Genomic DNA, 14,794 nt, shown 5'->3' with positions numbered 1-14,794 from the left:
ACCGTTCCGTCCTGAAGCACTACAACCGGCGCACGCCGGGCATAACAACTTCGGGACAGTTCAGGAAGGGGGGCTGTTGGCGCCGCTTCCATGCCGAAGTCATAGGTCGCGAGCCTGGGGCTCGTGACCGTATTCCTGGTGGGTGACAGTCATGTACTGCAACACCCGTACCGTTTTCCTCGCCGTGGGCTGGAAAACCGCAGCCATCCGCACGCGCGGTTTGGCTTCTGAAAATCCGATTGGTTCAACCAAAGAAGTGCAAGAAAAGCGCTTGAGTTTCTTGTCTGATTTGTGTTTGGTTTTTGGCCTGAAACCCTAGATATAGGGTTTTTTCGCGGCCGAGCTACAAGATAATGCGTTTCTGGGGGTGATTGCAACGTACGGCCTGTGGATAAGGTTGTGCGTAAATTGTGTATGAAGCGAGTAAACCTCACGCAGGCCGCAGCAGGGCTGGATCCTACCGTTTGTCACTGTTTTTTACCCTGCAAAACTGCCCGGGGCGGATTTTTGCGGGCGCGAACCCTATCACAAAAAAACGCCTTTACCGAGCGCATTCAGCGCCTTGTGTTCACGGCCTTTGCCGTTGCTACAATCGGGCCTTCGATGCATCGTTTTATCCATTTCACATTACAAAAAGACGGGCGGATTCTTCCGGAGCCCGTACCTGGCAAGCAGAGGTCACCGTGGAGCAAGAAGCGTGGCAGATATTGATCGTCGAGGACGATCAGCGACTGGCCGAGTTGACCTGTGAATACCTGCAGAGCAACGGACTGCGCGTCGCCATCGAGGGCAATGGCGCCCTGGCCGCGGCGCGGATCATTGCCGAACAACCCGACCTGGTGATCCTCGACCTGATGCTGCCCGGCGAGGATGGCCTGAGCATTTGCCGCAAGGTCCGCGATCGTTACGACGGACCGATCCTGATGCTGACCGCGCGCACCGACGACATGGACCAGGTGCTGGGGCTGGACACCGGCGCCGACGATTACGTGTGCAAGCCGGTCCGTCCGCGTCTATTGCTGGCCAGGATCCAGGCCCTGTTGCGGCGCAGCGAACCCGTGGACGGCGCCGCGCCGGAGAAATCCCGGCGCCTGCAATTCGGCCCGCTGGTGGTGGACAGCGCCTTGCGCGAAGCCTGGTTGCACGATGCCGGTATCGAGCTGACCAGCGCCGAGTTCGATCTGCTCTGGCTGCTGGTGGCCAATGCCGGGCGCATTCTGTCCCGCGAGGAAATCTTCACCGCCCTGCGCGGCATCGGTTATGACGGCCAGGACCGTTCCATCGATGTGCGCATCTCCCGGATCCGCCCGAAAATCGGCGACGACCCGGAACACCCGCGGCTGATCAAGACCATCCGCAGCAAGGGTTATCTGTTCGTCCCCGAAGCCGCTGCCGATCTGTCGTCGTGAACTCCATATTTCTGCGCATCTACGGCGGCATGTGCGCCGCGCTGATTCTGGTGGCGCTGTTGGGCGTGCTGGCGCTGCACCTGCTCAATCAGGTGCGCAGCGAGCAATACCGCGAGCGCCTGGCCCACGGCACGTTTTCGCTGATGGCCGACAACCTGCAACCGATGAGCGAAATCGAGCGCCGCCGCGCCCTGGCGGTATGGGAGCGCTTGTTGGGCATTCCGCTGACCCTGCAAACCTTCACCCAGACCGGCCTCGACCTCGGGCAGCGCAACCGCGTGCTGCGCGGCCAGGCCCTGGTGGAGCAGACCGGGCCTTACGCGGCGCGGGTCTATCGCCTGGTCAGCGAGCGGGAACAACTGCTGCTGACCGGTGAGGTGCAGCAGATCAGCGAACAGCTGGCGCGGGCGACTATCTATCTGCTGGCCGACGAATTGGTGCGCTTTCCAGTGGCCGAGCAGCCAGAGCGCCTGGCGGCGTTGAAAAAGGACAAGGGCTTTGGCTTCGACATGCACCTGGTCACCCAGGACGACGCGGACATGGACGAGGACCAGCGTCGCCGGGTTGCCGAGGGCGATACGGTGATGGCCCTGGGCAAGGGCGGCGATTCGATCCGCGTGTTCGCGGGCATGGTAGGCACGCCCTGGGTCCTGGAAATCGGCCCGCTGTACCAGATGAATCCCTACCCACCGCAGTGGCTGGTGTTGATCGCGGTGCTGGGCCTGAGCCTGATCGGCCTGATCGTCTATTTATTGGTGCGCCAGCTGGAGCGACGTTTGCGTGGCCTGGAATCGGCGGCCACGCGCATTGCCAAGGGCAGCCTGGAGGCCCGGGTGCCGGCCGGTGGCGCCGACTCGGTGGGGCGGCTGGCGGCGGCCTTCAACGGCATGGCCGAGCACTTGCAGCGCTTGCTGGCGATCCAGCGCGAGCTGGTGCGCGCGGTCTCCCACGAGTTGCGCACGCCGGTGGCGCGCCTGCGCTTCGGCCTGGAAATGATCGGCTCGGCGACGACGCCCCAGGCCCGGGACAAATACATGGAGGGCATGGACAACGATATCCAGGACCTCGACCGGCTGGTGGACGAAATGCTCACCTATGCGCGGCTGGAGCAGGGTTCGCCGGCGCTGAACTTCCAGCGTATCGACCTGGATGCCCTGATCAACCAGGTGATCAGCGAGCTGGCGCCGTTGCGTGCGCAGGTCAAGGTGCAGCGCGGCTCATGCCTGTCCGCGGCGGATTGCGATGGCGCCTGGGTCGAGGCCGAGCCGCGCTACCTGCATCGGGCGTTGCAGAACCTGGTGAGCAACGCCATGCGTCACGCCGAGTCGCAGGTGCTGGTCAGTTACCAGGTGGGGCAGATGCGCTGTCGGGTCGACGTCGAGGACGATGGCCCGGGGGTTCCGGAAAGCGCCTGGGAGCGGATATTCACCCCGTTCCTGCGCCTGGATGACAGCCGCACCCGCGCTTCGGGCGGTCACGGCCTGGGCTTGTCGATCGTGCGGCGGATCATTCACTGGCATGACGGCCGCGCGTTGATCAGCAGGAGCAAGACCCTCGGCGGCGCCTGCTTCAGCCTGAGCTGGCCACGGCACCAGGATAAAGGTTGAGGGCCTGCGCTCAGGTTCGTCCGGGCATCAAGCCCGGATGCTGACCAGGCTCAGCAGTTGCCCGTCCTGCAGGGCGAATTGCGCGTCCAGTTCACTGCCACTGCGCCATTCGCTGGACAGGTCGGTCAGCAGGCGCAGACGGATCTGGCCGCTGGCTGTCCACTCCAGCACTTCGGCGTGTTCGAAATAGAAGCGTTGCTGGACGATCGGGTACAGCGCCTTGAACAGGCTTTCCTTCACCGAAAAGGTCAGGGTGACCCAGAGCGCCAGTTGCTCGCGCGGGGCGGCCGCCATGCGCTGCATTTCGGCCGGGATAAGGATTTCCCCCGCCAGGCGTTCCGCCCGTTCAATGTTGAGCAGGTTCTCCAGGTCCATGCCCAGCCCGCGCCAATGCTCCTTGCGCGCGACGATCGCCGCGGCACGCCCGGTGCTGTGGGTGATCGAGCCACTGATGTGCGCCGGCCAGACCGGCGCCCGGTCCTCGCCGATCGGAGGAATGCAGTCCAGGCCGTCCAGGCGTTGCAGGGCGGCGCGGGCGCAGAAGCGACCGGCGAGAAACTCGGCCTGCCGTTTCGCCACCGAACGTTGAATGCTCGCGGGCGGCTCGATGGCGCTGAGCTGGAAGTCGTCGCTGGCCAGGCGCGAGGCATCGAAATGGGTGCCGAGCAGGACGGTGTCCGGCAGGGCATCGGGCAGCGGCCACTGGTCGTCGAGTGGGGTGCAGCAGGCGGGGAGGGTAGGGATGCGATTCATGCCAGGCATTTTGCCGGGTTGTAAGGCCGGAGGGTAGCCTGGCAACCGTCGGCCTTGAGGCCGCTGTCCCGGGAGTTGAGGCCCCCGGGGCGGTCGGTGCGGGATCAGTTGAACAGTTTCTTGAAGAGCGCCTGCATGTCCGCCCACGAGCGTTCATCGGCGGCCTGGTTGTAGCCGATGTCCAGCCCGCCATGTTCGCCGTGGCTCATGCGGTCGGCATCCGGATTGCTGAAACTGTGCTTGGCGCCCTCGAGGTTGACGAACTGGTAGTCGGCGCCGGCCTTGTCCATTTCTGCCTTGAAGGCGCTGACGTTATCGGCGGTGACCATGCTGTCGAGGGCGCCGTGTTCAACGAGAATCTTCGCCTTGACGCTGCCGGGGGTGGCTGGGGTGTTGGTGACCAGGGCGCCATGGAAGCTCACCACCCCGAGCAGGGGTAGGCCCTGGCGCGCCGCGTCCAGCACCACCTTGCCGCCGAAGCAGTAGCCGATCGCGGCCAGCTTGTCCGGGTCGGTCTGCGGCTGTTTCTTCAGCAGGTCGAGCCCGGCCTTGAAGCGTGCGCTGGCGGCGGCACTGTCTTTGGAGGCGGCCTGCATGAAGGCCATGGCGTCTTTCGGGTGCTCGGTGTGCTTGCCGTCGCCGTACATATCGATGGACAGGGCGCTGTAGCCCAGGGCTGCAAGGTCCCGGGCCCGGCGTTTGGCGTAGTCGTTCAGGCCCCACCATTCATGCACCACCACTACCCCTGGGCGTGGCCCTTTCAGCGCGTCGTCATAGGCGTAGTAGCCGATGAGCCGGGTACCGTCGGGGCTCTGGTAGGGGATTTCCTGGGTCTTGATGGCCGCCTGGCTCATTGCGCAGAAGGTCAACAACAAGCAAGCAAAAAGCGCGCGCATAGTCCGTTCTCCTTTAAAAGACTGCCAGACAGCCTAGTCGATTTGATTCAGCCGAGGTTCAGAGTGTGTTCAGGGGGAGTTCAGGGCGGGGTCGGTAGTCTGGCCCCGTACCCAAAAACACATAGCGAATGAGGAAATACCCCCATGACTACTTTCAAGAAGATGATCCTGGCCTTCACTGTTCTCGGCGCCAGCGCTGTCGTCCAGGCCGCCGACAGCAACTTCGCCAGCCTTACCTACGGCCAGACCAGCGACAAGGTGAAGAAGTCCAGCCTGCTCAACAGCAACCTGAACAACCCGAACGCCGACGGTGTGATCGGCAAGGACAACACCTGGGGCGTGCGCCTGGGTCAGCAGAATGACCAGCACCGCTACTACGCCACCTACGACAATGTCTCCGGTTCCCACAATGGCATTAAACTGCGCCAGGAAAACCTGCTCGGCAGCTACGATGTGTTCCTGCCAGTGACCAGCAGCACCAAGCTGTTCGGCGGCGGCACCGCGGGCCTGACCAAGCTGACCCAGGATTCCCCAGGCTTCAGCCGCGACAGCGATATCGGTTACGCCGTCGGCGTGCAGGCCGGTGTCCTGCAGCAGGTTTCACAGAACACTTCGGTCGAACTGGGTTACCGTTACCTGCGCAGCAATGCCAGCACCGAGATGAGCGAGCGCAGTGGCAGCAAGCAGGGTTCGCTGAGCCTGACCAGCAGCGCCCAGACGTACCTGTCGGCCAACTACGCTTTCTAAAATACCGTCCTGGTTCTGACCGCGCCGGATCTGCCAAGGCAGGATCCGGCGTTGCCATATATACGATCAGGGCGCCTGAGCGCCCTTGGAGATGTCGAATTTTGCCTGGGAGAGCTGCATGAAACTGCTCGTCGTTGAAGATGAGGCGCTGCTGCGCCATCACTTGCAAACCCGCCTCACGGACAGCGGCCATGTGGTCGAGTCCGTGGCCAATGCCGAGGAGGCGCTGTATCAGACCGAGCAGTTCAACCATGATCTGGCGGTGATCGACCTGGGCCTGCCGGGCATGGGAGGGCTGGACCTGATCCGCCAGCTGCGCTCGCGGGGCAAGGCATTTCCGATCCTGATCCTGACGGCTCGCGGCAACTGGCAGGACAAGGTCGAAGGGCTGGCCGCCGGTGCCGACGACTATGTGGTCAAGCCCTTCCAGTTCGAGGAGCTGGACGCGCGCCTGAATGCCCTGCTGCGCCGCTCCAGCGGGTTCACCCAGTCGACCATCATCGCCGGCCCGCTGCTGCTCGACCTGAATCGCAAGCAGGCCTCGCTCGACGAACAGCCGCTGGCGCTGACCGCCTACGAATACCGGATTCTCGAGTACCTCATGCGCCACCATCAGCAGGTGGTGGCCAAGGACCGCTTGATGGAGCAGCTGTACCCGGACGATGACGAGCGCGATCCGAACGTGATCGAGGTGCTGGTCGGCCGCCTGCGGCGCAAGCTGGAAGGCCCTTCGGGCTTCAAGCCCATCGATACCGTGCGTGGCCTGGGTTATCTGTTCAACGAGCGCTGCCGATGATTCGATCGTTACGCCTGCGCCTGATGCTGGCGGCCACGACGCTGGCGGTGCTGTTCATGCTGGCGTTGTTGCCGGCCATGCAAGGTGCGTTCAGTCTGGCGCTGCAGGACTCCATCGAGCAGCGCCTGGCCTCCGACGTGACCACGCTGATCTCGGCGGCCCGGGTCGAGAACAATCACCTGCAAATGCCGGCGCAACTGCCGGACGAGCGCTTCAACCTGACCGACAGCCGCCTCCTGGGCTACATCTATGACCGGGAGGGGCGGCTGGTCTGGCGTTCCAAGGCGACCCAGGAAGAGAACATCAACTACAAGCCGCGTTATGACGGCCGCGGCAATGAGTTCGCGCGCATCCGCGAAGTCAACGGCCAGGAGTTTTTCGTCTACGACGTCGAGGTCAAGCTGCTCGGTGGTAAAAGCGCGGCGTTCAGCATCGTCGCCTTGCAGCCGGTGCGTGAGTACCAGCTGACCCTGGAAGGGGTGCGGGAAAACCTCTACCTCGGTTTCGGCGCCGCGTTGCTGGTGCTCCTGGCGCTGCTCTGGCTTGGCCTGACCTGGGGCCTGCAGGCCTTGCGCCGGCTGAGCCAGGAACTGGACGAAATCGAAAGCGGCACCCGGGAAAGCCTCAGTGAAGAACACCCGCGCGAGCTGTTGCGCCTGACCGGTTCGTTGAACCGCCTGTTGCACAGCGAGCGCGAGCAACGCAGCCGTTATCGCGATTCCCTGGACGACCTGGCCCACAGCCTGAAAACCCCGCTGACGGTGTTGCAAGGGGTCAGCGAGGACATGGCCCTGCGCCCCCAGGATCGCGAACAGGCCTGGGTGCTGCAGACCCAGATCGAACGCATGAGCCAGCAGATCAGCTACCAGTTGCAGCGGGCCAGCCTGCGCAAGAGCGGCCTGGTGCGTCATCAGGTGCGTCTGCGTCCGGTGCTGAAAAGCCTGTGCGACACCCTGGACAAGGTCTATCGCGACAAACAGGTGCGGGTATCGTTTGATCTGCCGGAGCGTTGCTATGTGCCGATCGAGCATGGGGCCTTGCTCGAGCTGCTGGGCAACCTGCTGGAGAACGCCTACCGCCTGTGCCTGAGCGAAGTGCGCATCAGTGTCCGCCAAGACCTCCACGGCGCGCAGTTGTGTGTCGAGGACGACGGGCCCGGTGTGCCGCCGGACCAGCGGGCGCGGATTCTCCAGCGTGGTGAACGGCTGGATCGCCAGCATCCGGGGCAGGGGATCGGCCTGGCGGTGGTCAAGGACATCATCGACAGCTACGGCGCGCAGTTGACCCTTGGCGATTCCGCCCTGGGCGGGGCGGCGTTCCGCATTCACTTCCCGGCGATCTGAGCGGCGCGCTCAGGTTTCCTGGGCGCGGTAGGCGCCCGGCGTCAGCCCGGTCCACTTCTTGAACGCGCGGTGAAAGGCCGAGGGCTCGGAAAAGCCGGTCTGCTCGGCGATCTGTTGCAATGACAGGTCGGCCCGACGCAGATGGTAGATGGCGATATCGCGCCGCAACTGATCCTTCAATTCCTGAAAGCTCGTGCCTTCTTCGCGCAAATGCCGGCGCAGAGTCTGCGGGCTGATGTGCAGGTGCTGGGCGATGCTTTCCAGGTCCGGCCAATGGTTGCTGTCGCGGCTGAGCAGGCGGCGCAGCTGGCTGCTCAGGCTGTCGCCGTCATCCGGGCGGGCCAGCAGGTCGGCGGGGGAGCGCTCGAGAAAGTGCTTGAGGGTTCGTTCGTCCTGCAGCAGCGGCATGCTCAGGTAGCGGCTGTGGAACAGCAGGCTGCTGCAGTCGCGGGAAAACACCAGGGGGCAGGGGAACAGCAGGTCGTACTCGTTGCCATGCTCGGGTTTCGGGTAGCTGAAACAGGCCTGTTCGAGGCGGATGCGCTGGCCGATCAGCCAACTGCCGAGGCGATGCCAGATCACCAGCAGGCTCTCGCTGAGAAAGTGGTCCGGGTCCCACAGCCCAGCGTCGTCCAGGCTCAGGCGGGTCATTTCCCCTTCGCGCGTCAGGCTCAGCCGCGGCGCCTGGGGGAACAGGCTATAAAACAGCAGGCCGCGCTGCAGGGCCTTCTCCAGGTTGCTGCAGTGGATCAGGGCGTGGCACATCATGGCGAAGGTGCCGCGCTTGCTCGGGCCGTCGCCGAACCCCAGGTACTCGTCATCGAGGACTTGCCAGAGCTGTTGCAGCAGGCTGGCGAACTGCTCGGGGGCGATACGGGCCTTGGGTTCGTTCAGCAATTCGAGGCTGATGCCCAGGGTCTGCAGCAACTCCGAATAGTCGTAGCCCCGTCGGCGGGCCCCGCCCAGGGCGGCGCGGGCGAAATGACTGGCGATGGTGCGTTCGCGCATGAAGGTTGATCCGTCCATTAAGTGGCGGATGTTAACAGCCGCCAGCGACCGGACAAGGCGGATATCCGCCAAATTGTAGGACGAGGGCCGGATGATGGGCGGAAATCCGCCACTTCGTGTGGGGCGAGGAGCGCGAAGGGCGAGAGCAAACCCTGATGTCCAAAGGCCTTCAGGTTTTTTGGGCAAGCTGGCACGGGCTTTGCGATAGCGAGCGAGGAGAAGGGAGCAGCGAAAGGTGTTCCCCGCAGCTCTACACAACAAATCCCTCCAGTGCAGGAGGGTTCGCACTTTAGGCGTCGTGTGCATCGATGGATGGTGTGCAACGGTGCTCTTGAGGAACTTTGCAATGACGACTCGTCAGCCACTGTACAAATCCCTGTATTTCCAGGTGATCGTTGCCATCGCCATCGGCATCCTGCTCGGTCACTTCTACCCGCAGACCGGTGTGGCCCTCAAGCCCCTGGGTGACGGGTTCATCAAACTGATCAAGATGGTCATCGCGCCCATCATCTTCTGTACCGTCGTCAGTGGTATCGCCGGCATGCAGAACATGAAATCGGTGGGCAAGACCGGTGGCTACGCGCTGCTGTACTTCGAAATCGTCTCGACCATCGCCCTGCTGATCGGCCTGGTCGTGGTCAACGTCGTGCAGCCGGGCAACGGCATGCACATCGATGTGTCGACCCTGGATGCCTCGAAAGTGGCGGCCTACGTCACCGCCGGCAAGGACCAGAGCATCGTCGGCTTCATCCTCAACGTCATTCCGAACACCATCGTCGGCGCCTTCGCCAACGGCGATATCCTGCAAGTGCTGATGTTCTCGGTGATCTTCGGTTTCGCCCTGCACCGCCTGGGTGCCTACGGCAAGCCGGTGCTGGACTTCATCGATCGCTTCGCCCACGTGATGTTCAACATCATCAACATGATCATGAAGCTCGCGCCGATCGGTGCGCTGGGTGCCATGGCCTTCACCATCGGCGCCTACGGCGTGGGTTCGCTGGTGCAGCTGGGCCAGCTGATGATCTGCTTCTACATCACCTGCGTGCTGTTCGTGCTGGTGGTGCTGGGCGCCATCTGCCGCGCCCACGGTTTCAGCGTGCTGAAGCTGATCCGCTACATCCGTGAAGAGCTGCTGATCGTACTGGGTACTTCCTCGTCGGAATCGGCCCTGCCACGCATGTTGATCAAGATGGAACGCCTGGGCGCGAAGAAATCGGTAGTGGGTCTGGTGATCCCGACCGGTTACTCCTTCAACCTCGACGGTACCTCGATCTACCTGACCATGGCGGCCGTGTTCATCGCCCAGGCGACCGACACCCACATGGACATCACTCACCAGATCACCCTGCTGCTGGTGCTGCTGCTGTCCTCCAAAGGTGCTGCGGGCGTGACCGGTAGCGGCTTCATCGTGCTGGCGGCAACCCTGTCGGCCGTGGGTCACCTGCCGGTGGCCGGCCTGGCGCTGATCCTGGGTATCGACCGCTTCATGTCCGAAGCCCGTGCGCTGACCAACCTGGTGGGTAACGCGGTAGCCACCGTAGTGGTCGCCAAGTGGGTCAAGGAGCTGGACGAAGATCAGCTGCAGGCCGAGCTGGCTTCCGGTGGCCGTGCTATCAGCGACACCCGCGAAGAAGACGACCTGGGCGTTGCCGAAGGCCCAACCCCGACGACCGTGAAGTAACTTCACCGCGTTGATGAAAAACCCGCTCCGGCGGGTTTTTTCATGCCCGGCGTTTGAGCGCAACGGTCAGCCCGGGTGGCGCTTGCGGTGATTGCCGGGCCTTGAGGCGCTGCCTACTCTGTGGGCAATCAATCGGCAAGGGAGAGTGTTCATGCAAGGGCCACTGGCGTCACTCAAGGTACTGGATTTCTCCACGCTGCTGCCGGGGCCGTTCGCCTCCTTGCTACTGGCGGACATGGGCGCCGAGGTGCTGCGCATCGAATCGCCGACCCGCATGGACCTGCTGCGGGTGCTGCCGCCCCACGATCAGGGCGTTTCCGCCAGCCATGCCTACCTCAATCGCAATAAACGCAGCCTGGCGCTGGACCTCAAGCAGCCCGAGGCGCTGGAGGTGATCCGCCAACTGGTGCTGGAGTACGACATCGTGCTGGAGCAGTTCCGCCCCGGGGTGATGGAGCGCCTGGGGCTGGGCTACGAGGCGTTGAAGGCGATCAACCCGAAGCTGATCTATATCTCGATCACCGGTTACGGCCAGACCGGCCCGTATCGGGAGCGCGCCGGCCACGACATCAATTACCTGGCCCTGGCGGGCCTGGCCAGCTACACCGGGCGCAAGGACAGTGGACCGCTGCCCCTGGGCATCCAGGCGGCGGACATCGCCGGAGGTTCGCTGCATGGGGTCATCGGCCTGCTGGCGGCAGTGATTGCCCGCCAGCACAGCGGCCTGGGGCAGCACCTGGACGTGAGCATGACCGATTGTGTGTTCAGCCTGAATGCCATGGCCGGGGCCGGCTACCTGGCGTGCGGGATCGAGCCCGCGGCGGAGCAGCAGGTGCTCAATGGCGGCAGCTTCTATGACTATTACCGCAGTCGGGATGGTCGCTGGCTGTCGGTGGGCAGCCTGGAACCGCCGTTCATGCAGGCGCTGTGCAAGGCCCTGGGGCGTCCGGAACTGGCGGCCCAGGGGCTGTCACCGCAGCAGGAGCAACAGCAGGCGCTCAAGCAGGCCTTGCAGGTCGAGTTCGAGAAACACGATTTTGCCGAGCTCTGCGAATTGTTTGCCGGGGTCGATGCCTGCGTCGAACCGGTGCTGGGCCTGGCGGAGGCGGTGGCGCATCCGCAGTTGCAGGCGCGACAGCTGGTCAGCCAGGTGCCGCGTGGCGATGGCAGCCACCAGGCGCAGATGGCCTGTCCGTTGAAGTTTTCCCAGGGGCTGCCGGAGCCGCGGCATATCGGGGCGGTGCTGGGGGCGCATAGCGACCAGGTGCTGACCGAGCTGGGTTACAGCACGCAGCGCATCGCTGAGCTACGCCAGGGCCGGGTCATCCTGTAGGGCCGGGTTCACTCCACCCGCATCTCGCCGCTGAACACCAGGGTGTGCCGGCAACGCCGGCACAGATAACGCCGGCCCTGGGCGACCAGGCGGTGGCGCTGGGCGGAAAACGGGAAATCGTTGTCGCAGGGGCAGCGATAGATGTAGCGCGTCACGCTGCGACGCTGGATCTCGTAGGTGTGGCAGCGATTGGGCGGCAGTTCGTACACCCCGCGCATGATCAGTTGCCATTCTTCGCCGTGGGGCTGGATGCGCTCGCCGAACAGTTGGTGGGCGATCAGGTGCGCGACTTCATGGGCCACGGTCTGCTTGAGGAAGTCTTCGGTGTTTTCCCGGTACAGCTGCGGGTTGAAGCGCAGCAGGTTCTCGTGCAGGTGGGCGACACCGGCTTTCTGGCCACGCAACTTGAGGCTGACCACCGGGCGTTTGAAAGGTCGTTTGAAAAAGGATTCAGCGAGTTGGAAACAGTCTTCGACGCGGGTATTGAGTTGCTCGGGCATGCTTAACGGCTCTCCAGAGCGGGTGAGTATGCCGCAAAGCTGATGCATTCCGAATCGTCCAGGCGCCGAATGGTCGTTGCGCAGATTAGAAGGCCGCCTTGCGGCGGCCTGTGTTGGCAGATTGTGTTTGTTTTTTGAGCAGCGTCAGTTGGTGTAAACGGGGCCGACGCCAAGACCCCAGACGATCACGGTGAACGCCATGATCGCGACCAGCACCACCAGCCCAACGGCCAGTACGGAGCTTGAGAACAGGAAACCTTCGTCCGATGGAATGTTCATGAAGGTCGGCAACCCGACATACAGCAGGTAAACGGTGTAACTGATGGCGGCCGTGCCGACGATCATGCCGAGCCACATGTGCGGATACAGCGCCGCCAGGCCGCCGATGAACAGCGGCGTCGCTGTGTAGGTGGCAAATGCGATGCAGCGTGCAAGGCTCGGGCTGGCGTCGTAGGTGCGGGCCATCCAGTGGACGAAGGCGCCCATGACCGCGACCCCGCCGAGCATCGCCAGGTACGACATGATGGTCATCCACAGCGCGCTTTCCATGGTCAGCATGACCGGCGCTCGATTACCAATGACCCAACCGACCTGGGTGGTGCCGATAAAGGCCGAAATCGCTGGAATCGCCGCGAGAATCAGCGTGTGGGTGAGGTACATGTGGCTGATGCTTTCCTCTTCGTCGCCACGTATTTCTCGCCATTCCTGATCGGGGTGGGTGAAGAGTCCCACGACATGATGAATCATAGTCAGTCACTCCTTTGTTATTGCCATCGCCCCCCAACGGAGCGCCTACGGGCCAGTGGCCAAGTAAGTAAAGGTCTGAATATGTGTGCGACCTTATGTCGCAGTATAGAAAGGACTGCCTTGCAAAAGGCGCAGGCGTTAGAGCAAATCGCGCTGTCGACGCAGCTGGTAATCGCATTCGGTGATTTGATCGGTCGACTGGCGCCCGGCGCTTCGCCCGCGCGCGGTTTTTGCGTAAAATGACCGGCTTTTCGTCACACACCGCGGATTTCAAGCGCCATGGGCACTCTTACGGTCAACCAGAACAAACTGCAGAAACGCTTGCGCCGCCAGGCCGGGGAAGCGGTCGCCGACTTCAACATGATCGAAGACGGCGACAAGGTCATGGTCTGCCTGTCCGGCGGCAAGGACAGCTACACCATGCTCGACGTGCTGATGCACCTGCAGAAGGTTGCACCGATCAAGTTCGAGATCGTCGCCGTGAACATGGACCAGAAGCAGCCCGGGTTCCCCGAGCACGTACTGCCGGCCTACCTCGAGACACTGGGTGTGGAGTACCACATCGTCGAGAAGGACACCTACTCGGTGGTCAAGGAACTGATCCCGGAAGGCAAGACCACCTGCTCGCTGTGCTCGCGCCTGCGTCGCGGCACCCTGTACACCTTCGCCGATGAGATCGGCGCGACCAAGATGGCCCTGGGTCACCATCGCGACGACATCGTCGAGACCTTCTTCCTCAACATGTTCTACAACGGCTCGCTCAAGGCCATGCCGCCCAAGCTGCGGGCCGACGACGGGCGCAACGTGGTAATCCGCCCGCTGGCCTATTGCAGCGAGAAGGACATCCAGGCCTATTCCGACCTCAAGCAGTTCCCGATCATCCCGTGCAACCTCTGCGGCTCCCAGGAAAACCTGCAGCGCCAGGTGGTCAAGGAAATGCTCCAGGAATGGGAACGCAAGACCCCGGGCCGTACCGAAAGCATTTTCCGCGGCCTGCAGAACGTGGTGCCGTCGCAGCTGGCGGACCGTAACCTGTTCGACTTCACCAGCCTGAAGATCGATGAAACCGCGGCCTCGCGTTTCGTCAATGTGGTGAACCTCTGAGTCGTTTCGCGGCTCTGTATCGTGGAATCACGGCGCTCCTCTGAGCGCCGTTTCTTTATCGTCATTAGGAGAGGGCATGCGCGATTACAAGTGGCTGCACGAATACTGTCTGAACCGTTTCGGTTCGGCGGCCGAGCTGGAAGCCCATCTGCCGGTGCCGAAAACCCCGGCGCAATTGCGCAAGATCAGCGATGACCGTTATCTCTCGACCCTGGCCCTGCGGGTGTTTCGCGCCGGCTTGAAGCACAGCCTGGTGGACGCCAAGTGGCCGGCTTTCGAAGAAGTGTTCTTTGGTTTCGACCCGGAGAAAGTGGTGCTGATGGGCGCCGAGCACCTCGAGCGGCTGATGCAGGACACGCGAATCATTCGCCACCTGGGCAAGCTCAAGAGCGTGCCGCGCAACGCGCAGATGGTGCTCGACGTGGAAAAGGAGAAGGGCAGCTTTGGCGCCTTGATCGCCGACTGGCCGGTGACCGACATCGTCGGCCTGTGGAAGTATCTGGCCAAGCACGGTCACCAGTTGGGCGGCCTGTCGGCCCCGCGCTTTCTGCGGATGGTCGGCAAGGACACCTTCGTGCCGACCTATGACGTGGTGGCGGCGCTGAATGCGCAGCAGATCATCGACAAGGTACCCAGCAGCCTCAAGGACCTGGCCACTGTGCAGGGCGCCTTCAACCAGTGGCACGCCGAAAGTGGCCGGCCGCTGTGCCAGATCTCGATGATGTTGGCCTATACGGTCAACCACTGATTCGGGGTTGATCTCATCGCGGGCAAGCCTCGCTCCTACAGAAAACCGCATGCTTCTGTAGGTGTCCGCATCGGCCGCTCCCGGCAGACCCGGCATCAGAATGCCGATCCCGGTGCCACTCC

15 protein-coding genes are annotated in these 14,794 nt (G+C 63.0%); 10 read left to right on the top strand and 5 right to left on the bottom strand.

From position 1 onward, the window contains the following. The first annotated feature begins 151 nt into the window (after window positions 1-151). The 3 genes from PVZ80_RS29340 (at window position 152) to PVZ80_RS29330 (ending at window position 3,016) form a co-directional block, all read left to right on the top strand. Window positions 152-319: a hypothetical protein gene (locus PVZ80_RS29340; protein ID WP_155290718.1), complete on the top strand. Its 168-nt coding sequence runs from the start codon at window positions 152-154 to the stop codon at window positions 317-319. 364 nt (window positions 320-683) lie between these two features. Further along, window positions 684-1,409 (top strand): winged helix-turn-helix domain-containing protein, encoded by a 726-nt coding sequence (locus tag PVZ80_RS29335; RefSeq protein ID WP_016702519.1) that lies wholly within the window; start codon window positions 684-686, stop codon window positions 1,407-1,409. Beyond that, window positions 1,406-3,016 carry an ATP-binding protein gene (locus tag PVZ80_RS29330; protein WP_009050296.1) on the top strand — a complete coding sequence of 537 codons (1,611 nt, stop codon included), beginning with the start codon at window positions 1,406-1,408 and terminating at the stop codon, window positions 3,014-3,016. The genes PVZ80_RS29335 and PVZ80_RS29330 overlap by 4 nt, the downstream gene beginning before the upstream one ends. A 27-nt stretch (window positions 3,017-3,043) precedes the next feature. Here PVZ80_RS29330 and PVZ80_RS29325 read toward each other — a convergent pair whose 3' ends face one another. Both PVZ80_RS29325 and PVZ80_RS29320 read right to left on the bottom strand, forming a co-directional pair. Then, on the bottom strand, window positions 3,044-3,769 hold the full coding sequence (locus tag PVZ80_RS29325; protein WP_016702517.1) for a 4'-phosphopantetheinyl transferase family protein: 726 nt from the start codon (window positions 3,767-3,769) through the stop codon (window positions 3,044-3,046). Between the two features lie 104 nt (window positions 3,770-3,873). After that, window positions 3,874-4,665 carry a dienelactone hydrolase family protein gene (locus PVZ80_RS29320; protein ID WP_016702516.1) on the bottom strand — a complete coding sequence of 264 codons (792 nt, stop codon included), beginning with the start codon at window positions 4,663-4,665 and terminating at the stop codon, window positions 3,874-3,876. A gap of 144 nt (window positions 4,666-4,809) precedes the next feature. Here PVZ80_RS29320 and PVZ80_RS29315 point away from each other — a divergent pair, with 144 nt between their 5' ends. The 3 genes from PVZ80_RS29315 (at window position 4,810) to PVZ80_RS29305 (ending at window position 7,551) form a co-directional block, all read left to right on the top strand. Continuing rightward, the gene (locus PVZ80_RS29315) at window positions 4,810-5,412 is read left to right on the top strand and encodes a hypothetical protein (RefSeq protein ID WP_007931772.1); all 603 of its coding nucleotides are present in this window, start codon (window positions 4,810-4,812) and stop codon (window positions 5,410-5,412) included. A 118-nt stretch (window positions 5,413-5,530) separates the two neighbouring features. Beyond that, on the top strand, window positions 5,531-6,208 hold the full coding sequence (locus PVZ80_RS29310; protein ID WP_007931776.1) for a response regulator: 678 nt from the start codon (window positions 5,531-5,533) through the stop codon (window positions 6,206-6,208). After that, entirely contained in the window at window positions 6,205-7,551 is a 1,347-nt protein-coding gene (locus PVZ80_RS29305; RefSeq protein ID WP_016702515.1) for an ATP-binding protein, read from the top strand. The genes PVZ80_RS29310 and PVZ80_RS29305 overlap by 4 nt, the downstream gene beginning before the upstream one ends. Before the next feature lie 9 nt (window positions 7,552-7,560). Here PVZ80_RS29305 and PVZ80_RS29300 read toward each other — a convergent pair whose 3' ends face one another. Beyond that, complete coding sequence (locus tag PVZ80_RS29300) at window positions 7,561-8,559, bottom strand: AraC family transcriptional regulator (RefSeq protein WP_009050292.1); 999 nt, start codon at window positions 8,557-8,559, stop codon at window positions 7,561-7,563. A 346-nt stretch (window positions 8,560-8,905) separates the two neighbouring features. On the opposite strand from PVZ80_RS29300, the gene PVZ80_RS29295 reads away from it, so the two are divergent. Both PVZ80_RS29295 and PVZ80_RS29290 read left to right on the top strand, forming a co-directional pair. Further along, window positions 8,906-10,240 (top strand): dicarboxylate/amino acid:cation symporter, encoded by a 1,335-nt coding sequence (locus tag PVZ80_RS29295; RefSeq protein WP_009050291.1) that lies wholly within the window; start codon window positions 8,906-8,908, stop codon window positions 10,238-10,240. A 151-nt stretch (window positions 10,241-10,391) separates the two neighbouring features. Then, on the top strand, window positions 10,392-11,573 hold the full coding sequence (locus PVZ80_RS29290) for a CaiB/BaiF CoA transferase family protein (RefSeq protein WP_273864903.1): 1,182 nt from the start codon (window positions 10,392-10,394) through the stop codon (window positions 11,571-11,573). 8 nt (window positions 11,574-11,581) lie between these two features. Here the strand turns inward: PVZ80_RS29290 and PVZ80_RS29285 are convergent, their stop codons facing one another. Both PVZ80_RS29285 and PVZ80_RS29280 read right to left on the bottom strand, forming a co-directional pair. After that, window positions 11,582-12,073, bottom strand: a complete 492-nt coding sequence (locus PVZ80_RS29285; protein WP_007931787.1) for a SprT family zinc-dependent metalloprotease — start codon at window positions 12,071-12,073, stop codon at window positions 11,582-11,584. A 144-nt stretch (window positions 12,074-12,217) separates the two neighbouring features. After that, window positions 12,218-12,820 carry a Yip1 family protein gene (locus PVZ80_RS29280; protein ID WP_009050289.1) on the bottom strand — a complete coding sequence of 201 codons (603 nt, stop codon included), beginning with the start codon at window positions 12,818-12,820 and terminating at the stop codon, window positions 12,218-12,220. Window positions 12,821-13,099: 279 nt separating this feature from the next. Between PVZ80_RS29280 and ttcA the strand changes: the two genes are divergently transcribed. Continuing rightward, complete coding sequence (gene ttcA, locus PVZ80_RS29275) at window positions 13,100-13,924, top strand: tRNA 2-thiocytidine(32) synthetase TtcA (protein WP_009050288.1); 825 nt, start codon at window positions 13,100-13,102, stop codon at window positions 13,922-13,924. A gap of 76 nt (window positions 13,925-14,000) precedes the next feature. Continuing rightward, window positions 14,001-14,672, top strand: coding sequence for a DNA-3-methyladenine glycosylase I (locus PVZ80_RS29270; RefSeq protein WP_009050287.1), 672 nt, complete (start codon window positions 14,001-14,003; stop codon window positions 14,670-14,672). Window positions 14,673-14,794 lie beyond the last annotated feature (122 nt).

The sequence above is a fragment of the Pseudomonas sp. B3G-3 genome (assembly GCF_028640915.1).
Lineage (GTDB): Bacteria > Pseudomonadota > Gammaproteobacteria > Pseudomonadales > Pseudomonadaceae > Aquipseudomonas > Aquipseudomonas chlororaphis_I.
The sequence above is the reverse complement of the archived record's forward strand: the minus strand, read 5'-3'. Positions and strand labels throughout refer to the sequence as shown.

Excerpts from the sequence above, each read along its gene's own strand:
- PVZ80_RS29340 (WP_155290718.1), top strand. The coding sequence starts at position 152 with ATGTACTGCAACACCCGTACCGTTTTCCTCGCCGTGGGCTGGAAAACC.
- PVZ80_RS29325 (WP_016702517.1), bottom strand. The coding sequence starts at position 3,769 with ATGAATCGCATCCCTACCCTCCCCGCCTGCTGCACCCCACTCGACGAC.
- PVZ80_RS29320 (WP_016702516.1), bottom strand. The coding sequence starts at position 4,665 with ATGCGCGCGCTTTTTGCTTGCTTGTTGTTGACCTTCTGCGCAATGAGC.
- PVZ80_RS29315 (WP_007931772.1), top strand. The coding sequence starts at position 4,810 with ATGACTACTTTCAAGAAGATGATCCTGGCCTTCACTGTTCTCGGCGCC.
- PVZ80_RS29310 (WP_007931776.1), top strand. The coding sequence starts at position 5,531 with ATGAAACTGCTCGTCGTTGAAGATGAGGCGCTGCTGCGCCATCACTTG.
- PVZ80_RS29305 (WP_016702515.1), top strand. The coding sequence starts at position 6,205 with ATGATTCGATCGTTACGCCTGCGCCTGATGCTGGCGGCCACGACGCTG.
- PVZ80_RS29300 (WP_009050292.1), bottom strand. The coding sequence starts at position 8,559 with ATGCGCGAACGCACCATCGCCAGTCATTTCGCCCGCGCCGCCCTGGGC.
- PVZ80_RS29295 (WP_009050291.1), top strand. The coding sequence starts at position 8,906 with ATGACGACTCGTCAGCCACTGTACAAATCCCTGTATTTCCAGGTGATC.
- PVZ80_RS29290 (WP_273864903.1), top strand. The coding sequence starts at position 10,392 with ATGCAAGGGCCACTGGCGTCACTCAAGGTACTGGATTTCTCCACGCTG.
- PVZ80_RS29285 (WP_007931787.1), bottom strand. The coding sequence starts at position 12,073 with ATGCCCGAGCAACTCAATACCCGCGTCGAAGACTGTTTCCAACTCGCT.
- PVZ80_RS29280 (WP_009050289.1), bottom strand. The coding sequence starts at position 12,820 with ATGATTCATCATGTCGTGGGACTCTTCACCCACCCCGATCAGGAATGG.
- ttcA (WP_009050288.1), top strand. The coding sequence starts at position 13,100 with ATGGGCACTCTTACGGTCAACCAGAACAAACTGCAGAAACGCTTGCGC.
- PVZ80_RS29270 (WP_009050287.1), top strand. The coding sequence starts at position 14,001 with ATGCGCGATTACAAGTGGCTGCACGAATACTGTCTGAACCGTTTCGGT.